Here is a 7,454-nt window from a genome sequence, read left to right as displayed (position 1 = left end):
GCGGGCGTACGGCGGGTGGGGTCATGGCGGACGCACCTTTCGGCGGAGTGCAGCACGAAGGGCGGAGAACGGTCGTTCTCCGATCACGCACCGACCCTAGAGAACGACCGTTCTCCGCGCAAGCGGGTTCTGGACTACGCTGCCGCCATGGACGACGAAGAGGCCCGCACCCGGCTGCTCGACGCGGCGGAGACGCTGTTCTACGCCGAGGGCATCCAGGCCGTCGGCATGGACCGCATCCGCGCGGAGTCGGGCGTACCGCTGAAGCGGCTCTACAAGGTCTTCCCTGCCAAGGAGGCACTGGTCGCGGGCTACCTGGAGCGGCGTGACCGGCGGTGGATGGGCAGCCTTCGGGACGCGGTGGCGGCCGCCGCGGCCGCCGACCCCGTGAGCGCCGTCTTCGACTGGCTGGCGGCGTGGTTCTCGGAGCCCGGATTCCGCGGGTGCGCCTTCATGAACGCGTACGGGGAACTCGGCGCGGCCGGCCCGGCCGGTGTCCTCGACGCCGTACGCCGGCACAAGGCGGAGCTGCGGGAGCTGCTGGCGGAGGTCGCCGGACCGGGGCAGGAGGAGCTGGCCGACCAACTCCTGATCCTGGTCGAGGGCGCCACGGCGGTGGCCGCCCTCACCCCCGGCCCGGAACCGGCCCGACGGGCGGGCGCGGCAGCGGCCGCGCTGGTGCGGGCGGCAGGGGCCGGGGTGGGCGGCCGGTAGGGCTCGGTCGGCCGACGCCGCCGGCCCGGCCGGACGAGGCCGACCCGGCCGGACGAGGCCGACCCGGCGCCGGCGGCCGGGGCGGCGTGCGACGACCTGACGCCGTCGCGGCGCGCGCCGCGCTTCCGCACGCCACCACGACGAGCCGTGTGGAACGGCAGGGAACGGCAGGGCTACTGCATGGGAGAGCCCGGATCGGGCAGCCGGTAGGTGCGTTCCTGCTCCACCTCTTCGACGCCGTCCGCAGCAGCGAGCGCCGCGAGTGCATTCTCGGGGACGGTCCCCACGACCGTGCCGATCTCGCGCATCTCGGACTCGACGGTCAACCCGGCATTCCGGGCGGCCGCTACGGCAGCATCGAATCGATCCGGGTCAAGCGCGACAATGACCCGCACCTTCCGCACCTCACTGCCCGCATCGCGTGAGTCGCTGCTCGCGGAATTCATGTCCGCCTCCCCATCGATTCGGCCCGCCGTTCTCATACCGCTAGGGCGCCTGCGCCAGTCCCAGCCCTGCATCGGATACCGGGAGAGCGAGATTGCGCGTACCTGCACGGAGAAGCGCAACGATCTGCGAAGCGCTCGCACCGGGATTCTGTTCCCAGAGCAGGGCCGTGAGGCCGGCGACGTGCGGGGTGGCCATGCTGGTGCCGTCCAGTCGGCGGTAGCCTCCGCCCCGCCACGTGGACAGCACGTCGACGCCCGGCCCCACCATGTCGACCCCGCCCCCGTTCGGGTTGAGGCCGCCACAGGAGAAAGGGGCGATGGAGAAGTCGGGCCCGACGGCGCCGACCGCGAGGATCGAAGGACAGTTCGCCGGCTGTCCCACGGGCGCGATCCTCGCAGGGCGGCGGCTCTCGTTGCCGGCTGCTGCAACCATCACGATGCCGCGCTGCATCGCACGGCGGGCCGCCCGCTCGTAGATGCGCGAGTATCCGTCTCCGAGCGCCATCGGGAGGCCCAGCGACATGGAGATGACGCGTACGGATCTCTGGGCGATCGCCCAGTTGATCCCGCCCAGAATCTGCCCGTCGGGGCCACGGCCGCGGTTGTTCAGTACCTTGCCGACGAAGATGCCGGCCTCGCACGCGACGCCGTAGCGCGGACCGGCGGCCGGCCTCTTGGGTCCACAGGCCGTTCCCGCGCAGTGGGTGCCGTGTCCATGGCCGTCGTCGACCGTCTCACCGGGCACGAAGGACGCCGACTGCACCACGCGGCCTGCCAGATCCGGGTGGGAGGCGTCGATGCCGGTGTCCAGAATCGCCACTCCGATGCCGGCGCCCGTGAGGGTCGTCTCGGTCGCCAGCACGGCCTGCAGCCCCCAGGTGGCCTGACTCTCGTCCCACGGAGGAGGCGCTGCAGCTTGCGGCACACCTGCGCGCGGCTGCCCGTCGCCCCGGACGCGGCCGGTGAGGTCGGCCACGCCGTGTGCGTAGCCGTCGCAATAGCCGTCGAAGTACTCACCCGTGCGGGTTGCCGTGCGTTCCGTGAAGGCGCGGAGCACCCGCTCCGGCTCGACACTGATGAGACTCGGAGTCGAGGCCACGGTGGCTTCCAGAGCCGATCGCTGGTCCGGGGCGGTATCCACGATGGCGATCCCGAGGTCATCGAGGACCACGGTTCCGCCCTCCTCCAGTGCGCGGATCCCGGAGGCCCCACTCGGGACGTGCTCGGCCGAAGCCACACCGGCACCGGAAGTCAGCGCATCAAGACCGGCCTTCGGGTCGTCCTGGTCGAGCAGAACCAGGTACCTCCCGGTGTATTCGATCTGCGAATCGACATCGGCGTCCGCCATGGAACTCGCACCGTAGCCGTTGCTCGTCATTCAGGTCTCCTCTTCTCCTCTGCGAGACGGGCTGGGCACAACTGCCCACACGGTTCCGACGTTAGGAAGGAATTGCCCCGAGCGCGCCACGTAGGCGGCCATTCGGACTTCCCGTACGGCCGTTCAGGAATTTTGCGGATTGCGCACACCGGCCGGCGGACATGCAGAGTCACTGCCGCATCCCGGGCGGCCGATCCGGTGATGAAGGCGAAGAGCCGGTCGACCCAGGCACCCGGGTGGATTGGGGTGGGGTGGAGTGGGGGCGCGGCGCGCCTTCGAAGACGTGGCGAGCACTGGGCCTCGCCCGCCGAACGCGGCGGTGACCGTGTCCGCGGTCGCGGGCCCGCGCCCGGCTCTCGGCGCCGGCGTGACAGCTGCCCCCGTCTCCACCGAGGAGCGGCCGGCATCCCGGCTACGCCCTCACATCGCACACCGGCACGAGGCGGAGCTGCGGGAGCCACCGACAGCCGCTGCCGGGCCGGCCCGGCCCGGGAGAAGCCGACCGCTCCTACCTCTGCTCCTGCTCCTGCTCCTGGCCGCGGGCAGCACCAGCGGTGGCCGCCGCCCTGCCCTCACCCCCGGCCCGGAGCCCGGCGCGGCAGCGGCCCGCCCTGATGCGGGCGGCTGGGGCCGAGGACGGGGCGGGGACGGGCCGACCGCGTCGGGGACGGGCGGCTAGCTTCCGGCGCCGCGCGGGAAGGTGATCTCGACCCGGCGGTTCTTCTTCCTGCCTTCCTCGGTGCTGTTGTCGGCGATCGGATAGTCCTCGCTGTAGCCGCGGACGTCGTAGACCACGCCGGGGACGCTGACAGTCTTGGCGAGCTCCGCCTGCACGGCGTCGGCACGCTGCTTCGACAGCTCCTTGCCGTGCTCGTAGCTGCCCTGGTCGTCGGTGAAACCGAAGACGCGGATGCGGGTCGCCTTCTGGGTGTTGATCTCCTGCGCGATGGCCTGGATGCGGGCGGCAGCCTGGGCGTTGAAGACGGCGCTGTTCTCCGGGAAGAGAACCTCGGACTGCAGCGCCATCATGACCGTCTGATTGGTCTCCTGCCGGCGCTGCTCGCCGCCGAGGTCCTCGACGACCTCGGCGATGTCGAGCACCTTGATCGGCGCGAGGGTCCCGCCCTGGGGGATCTTCAGGCCGGGGGCCTTGGAGTCGATGGGGACGGGGGCGGCGGCGGAGGGCTCCGTGCCGGGGGGTACGGACGGCTTGACGTCATCGGCGCTCGCCACGCCGACCCCGACGGCTTGGACCCCGGCCATGACCAGACCGATGACGGCTACTGACGCGGCGGTGCGGTGGCGTTTTGTCATGGGGTCACCCAGAGATTTTGATGGTGGCCGTGGCGAACGTGGGCAGATTGAACTCAACCTCGGAAGCGGCGGCTGGCGGTGCAGGGAACTGGGCGAAGAAGGGGACTGTTTGCCCAGCCTCGATGGTGGACACCCCCGTCGTGCAAAGGCACCGGCCATCCGTGTCCCGGAGAACGTAATACCGCTTCTTGCCCACCTTGTCCGTTAGAGAGACGCCAGCAACCGAGGTGCCACTGGCGGTGAGTTCGTTGCCGCGCCACGCTGTGGTGTTCACGAACGCGGCGCTCCCAGTGTTCTTCAACTGGCCGCTCACAGTGAGGAAGCCGCCCGATTCACGCGTCGCAGAATTGATCGACAGGACCATGCCACCTTCACCGGTCGCGGTGGCGATAACCTGCGTCGGGGCGGGAGCCGCAGAAGAGGCCCCTGCCTGGGTGCTGCCAGCTTGAGGCTGTGAAGCCGACGGCTTGGAATCTACCTTCCCCTTTCCGTCACCCCCACCACATCCGGCCGACGTAAGGGCCAGTGCCACCGCAACAACTGCGGCCGCTCCTCCACGGACCTTCGCCGTGTGCCGAATCCTCATCTGTGCCGCTTCCTTGTCTGTCGTTACTGTCAGTCGACCAGCCGTACGCTGAAGAGGGACTTAGCCAAGCGATCCAGCGCCCCTGGCTTCTCAAGATCGAGCGTGAGTGTCTTCCCCCTACACACGAAGGCAACGCTGCCCAACTCGGCCGACGACGAAGGACTCACCGACGGCGCCGGGCTGGCGGTGGCTGTGGGCGTGGGAGCGGGCGTCGGCGCCGGCTTCAGGAAACACCTCGGCTCAATCAGGGCCTTCGCCGTGGCCTGACCGTGCAGCGCCTCGCTCCCCGGAACGACCGACTTGCCAACGGTCCCTTTGGTGCTTACCGCGACGGCGAACCGGGGAGTGGCTGCTTCACAGTGCGCAACGAAGGCATCGTTCAATGCGGCAAATTCCGTCGCCTTTCCGCAGGCTCCCTTCGCGTTCAGAAGGTTCCCCTTCACCAGTTCCTCCCAAGCGGCTGGGCTGAGCGCGGGCAAGTCGAGGCCCATGAACGCGTTGTCGCGCACCTCACGAGCCGCAGCCAACGCCGCAGCGTCTGCCGCCCCTTGGGCGTTGCTGCGCGTTGTTGCAGCCATACCGACCACGAAGAACGCCAGCGCGGCAAACAGGAATCCCGCGATCAGGACGACGTAAATCGGGAAGGCCTGCCCACTATCGTCCCGGCCCCCGGACATCACTTTCCGGCCGTGATACCTGCAACCTGCGACTTGATCTTGTTGGTGATGTCCTGGCCGATGCCCGTGCCGACGATGGCGCCGATGATGACCACGACCACCAGGATGATCCCGAGGTATTCGAACGCCGTCTGGCCGCGGTCGCGGCCGGGCTGCTCGTACCGCTTCCGCATCCGCGCCAGCGTGCTCTGCTTCATGAGGGGTCCCTCCCGGTCCGGTGGCGCTGTTGGTTTGCGGACCGTACGGCGCGTTACGGGTCGTCACCAAGGGTCCCGGGGCCCAATTACGGACCCACTGCGCACTCCGTCTACCCATGTCCCGTCACCCCCGGGCGGGCGGTTCCCAGCCAGCGGGCTATCGCCTCGCTGCGGCTGGTGCTCTGGAGCTTGGCGAAGATGCGGTTGATGTGGTTCTTCACCGTCTTCTCGCTGATGAAGCAGGTGGCCGCGATCTGCTGGTTGCTCATCCCGGACGCGATCAGATCCATGATCTCCACCTCCCTCGAACTCAACCCGAACAGCACCGAGTTGTGCAGGCGATCCGTCGACTGTGCCACAGTTCGTTGCGGTTGCGAAGAGGTGCGGAGTTCGGCGAGGAGGGCGCTGGCGGCCGTCGTCGTGAAATGGGCGCGGCCCTCGCGGACGTTGTGGACTGCTCTGACCAGGTCGTCCGGCGTGAACTCGCCGTGTACCAGGTAGCCGCCCGCGCCCAGGAGGAGCGATTCCCGGACAATCTCCGTTTCCTGGTTGTACGTCAGCATCAGTACGGGTGCGAGGCGGACGAGGTGGGGCAGGGCGGAGATGCCGTCGACGCCGGGCATGCGCACGTCCAAGAGGATCACGTCCGGGGCGTGGCGGCGGGTGAGGCTCAGGGCTTCGCGGCCGTCGGCGGCCTGGGCGACGACGTCGAGGCCGTCCGCGGTGCCGAGGAGGGCGGCCAGGCCGGCCCGGACCACGGGGTTGTCGTCGGCGATGAGGATGCGCAGCGGTGCCGCCATCACGGGCTCCCTTCGGGGGTGAGGGCCGCGAGCGGGAGGTCCACGCGGATCCGGGTGCCGGGCCGGGCGGGGTCGGCGGGTGTGCCGGCGGGGCCGAGGTGCAGGCGGGCGCCGGCGGCGGCGGCGTGTTCCGCCATGCCGAGCAGGCCGTAGTGGCCGGCGCCGCGCAGGGTGGCGAGGTCGGGCCCGTCGGCGGGGAGGCCGCGGCCGTCGTCCTCGACGGTGAGGGTGAGGTGTGCGGTGTCAGGGGCGGTGGTGAGGGTGATGCGGATGCTGGTGGCGTCGGCGTGGCGGCGGGCGTTGTCGAGGGCTTCGGCGGCCACGGCCAGGAGGTGGCGGGCCACCGGGGCCGGGAGCGGCGGCAGGATCCCGGAGGTGGCGACCTCCGCGCCGATGGCTCCGTCCGGCCGGTCCGCGGCCAGGCGGTGGAGTGCGGGCGGGAGGTGGACGCCGGGGGTGTCGGGGGTGTCGGGCTGGGCGCGGAGGTCGGCGAGGAGGGTGCGGGATTCCGCGGCGGCCTGTCGGGCGGCGTCGGCCAGCCGGCCGGCCTGGCGGCGTACGGCGTCGGGGTCGTCGGTGCGGGCGAGGGCGTCGGCGGCGAGGGCGATGCCGTGCAGGGTCTTCGCCACGGAGTCGTGCATGTCGCGGGCCAGTCGTTCCCGTTCGCCGCGTACGGCCTCGGCCACGGCGAGGCGGGCCCGGGTGTCGGTCAGGGCCCGGCTCGCCGCGCCGAAGCGGAACAGCAGGTCGCGCAGTGAGGAGCCGGCCGCCCCGGCGGCGAGGCACAGCACGGGCAGGGTGAGCCCGTCGGCGACGGCAGCGACGGCGACGGCCTGCAGGGCGGCGTAGACGGCCGAGCCGCGCCAGCCGTAGACGAGGCCGGCCAGCAGCGGGGTGCACAGCGAGACGAAGCCGAGGGGGGATTCCGGGGTGGCGGTGACCAGCAGCAGGCCGCTGAACGCCATGTCGCAGGCGAGCAGCCAGCGGTGGCGCAGCAGCAGGGGCCCGAGGCGCTCCCAGTCGCGGAAGAGGGCGTACGAGAGCATGAAGGTGAGCAGGACCGCGCCCGCGACGAGGTATGTGGGCCCGCCGGGGGCGGTGCGGCCCAGGGCGACGGGGGCGCCGAGGGCGATGGCGAGCATGCGGCAGGCGAAGACGCGGCGGCAGAGGGCCTGCAGGGCGTTCGCCTGGAGGGCTACCTCATGCCGAGCCCCGGCCGGAGTCCCGGCCGGGCCCGCTGCCGGAGTCCCCTCGGCCCGGTCCCGTGTTTCCGCCGAGGCAGAAGCCGAGGCCGAGACCGAGGCCGAGGCCGAGGCCGGCGGCCCCGCCGGAACTCCCGCCC

9 protein-coding genes are annotated in these 7,454 nt (G+C 71.1%); 1 reads left to right on the top strand and 8 read right to left on the bottom strand.

From position 1 onward, the window contains the following. The first annotated feature begins 147 nt into the window (after nt 1–147). The gene (locus HYE82_RS31515; protein WP_179177616.1) at nt 148–714 is read left to right on the top strand and encodes a TetR/AcrR family transcriptional regulator; all 567 of its coding nucleotides are present in this window, start codon (nt 148–150) and stop codon (nt 712–714) included. Nucleotides 715–887: 173 nt separating this feature from the next. Here HYE82_RS31515 and HYE82_RS31510 read toward each other — a convergent pair whose 3' ends face one another. The 8 genes from HYE82_RS31510 to HYE82_RS31475 all read right to left on the bottom strand — a co-directional run bounded on the left by HYE82_RS31510 (nt 888) and on the right by HYE82_RS31475 (nt 7,254). Continuing rightward, the gene (locus HYE82_RS31510; protein ID WP_179177615.1) at nt 888–1,160 is read right to left on the bottom strand and encodes a hypothetical protein; all 273 of its coding nucleotides are present in this window, start codon (nt 1,158–1,160) and stop codon (nt 888–890) included. A gap of 40 nt (nt 1,161–1,200) precedes the next feature. Beyond that, nucleotides 1,201–2,538 carry a S8 family serine peptidase gene (locus HYE82_RS31505; protein ID WP_256987937.1) on the bottom strand — a complete coding sequence of 446 codons (1,338 nt, stop codon included), beginning with the start codon at nt 2,536–2,538 and terminating at the stop codon, nt 1,201–1,203. Nucleotides 2,539–3,213: 675 nt separating this feature from the next. Continuing rightward, nucleotides 3,214–3,852, bottom strand: a complete 639-nt coding sequence (locus tag HYE82_RS31500; protein ID WP_179177614.1) for an OmpA family protein — start codon at nt 3,850–3,852, stop codon at nt 3,214–3,216. Nucleotides 3,853–3,856: 4 nt separating this feature from the next. Continuing rightward, nucleotides 3,857–4,216, bottom strand: coding sequence for a hypothetical protein (locus tag HYE82_RS38595; RefSeq protein ID WP_256987936.1), 360 nt, complete (start codon nt 4,214–4,216; stop codon nt 3,857–3,859). A 251-nt stretch (nt 4,217–4,467) separates the two neighbouring features. Then, on the bottom strand, nt 4,468–5,115 hold the full coding sequence (locus HYE82_RS31490; RefSeq protein WP_179177612.1) for a pilus assembly protein TadG-related protein: 648 nt from the start codon (nt 5,113–5,115) through the stop codon (nt 4,468–4,470). After that, the gene (locus HYE82_RS31485) at nt 5,115–5,312 is read right to left on the bottom strand and encodes a hypothetical protein (protein ID WP_179177611.1); all 198 of its coding nucleotides are present in this window, start codon (nt 5,310–5,312) and stop codon (nt 5,115–5,117) included. The genes HYE82_RS31490 and HYE82_RS31485 overlap by 1 nt, the downstream gene beginning before the upstream one ends. Nucleotides 5,313–5,422: 110 nt before the next feature. Further along, nucleotides 5,423–6,112, bottom strand: a complete 690-nt coding sequence (locus HYE82_RS31480; protein WP_179177610.1) for a response regulator transcription factor — start codon at nt 6,110–6,112, stop codon at nt 5,423–5,425. Continuing rightward, nucleotides 6,112–7,254 carry a sensor histidine kinase gene (locus tag HYE82_RS31475; protein ID WP_179177609.1) on the bottom strand — a complete coding sequence of 381 codons (1,143 nt, stop codon included), beginning with the start codon at nt 7,252–7,254 and terminating at the stop codon, nt 6,112–6,114. Before HYE82_RS31475 ends, HYE82_RS31480 begins: the two co-directional genes overlap by 1 nt. Nucleotides 7,255–7,454 lie beyond the last annotated feature (200 nt).

It is taken from the genome of Streptomyces sp. BR123, assembly GCF_013401435.1.
Classification (GTDB): domain Bacteria; phylum Actinomycetota; class Actinomycetes; order Streptomycetales; family Streptomycetaceae; genus Streptomyces.
This window is presented reverse-complemented; position numbering and strand designations above follow the sequence as displayed.

Coding starts and splice junctions, on each gene's coding strand:
- HYE82_RS31510 (WP_179177615.1), bottom strand. CDS start 1,160: ATGAATTCCGCGAGCAGCGACTCACGCGATGCGGGCAGTGAGGTGCGG.
- HYE82_RS38595 (WP_256987936.1), bottom strand. CDS start 4,216: ATGGTCCTGTCGATCAATTCTGCGACGCGTGAATCGGGCGGCTTCCTC.
- HYE82_RS31475 (WP_179177609.1), bottom strand. CDS start 7,254: ATGCTCGCCATCGCCCTCGGCGCCCCCGTCGCCCTGGGCCGCACCGCC.
- HYE82_RS31500 (WP_179177614.1), bottom strand. CDS start 3,852: ATGACAAAACGCCACCGCACCGCCGCGTCAGTAGCCGTCATCGGTCTG.
- HYE82_RS31515 (WP_179177616.1), top strand. CDS start 148: ATGGACGACGAAGAGGCCCGCACCCGGCTGCTCGACGCGGCGGAGACG.
- HYE82_RS31485 (WP_179177611.1), bottom strand. CDS start 5,312: ATGAAGCAGAGCACGCTGGCGCGGATGCGGAAGCGGTACGAGCAGCCC.
- HYE82_RS31490 (WP_179177612.1), bottom strand. CDS start 5,115: ATGTCCGGGGGCCGGGACGATAGTGGGCAGGCCTTCCCGATTTACGTC.
- HYE82_RS31505 (WP_256987937.1), bottom strand. CDS start 2,538: ATGACGAGCAACGGCTACGGTGCGAGTTCCATGGCGGACGCCGATGTC.
- HYE82_RS31480 (WP_179177610.1), bottom strand. CDS start 6,112: ATGGCGGCACCGCTGCGCATCCTCATCGCCGACGACAACCCCGTGGTC.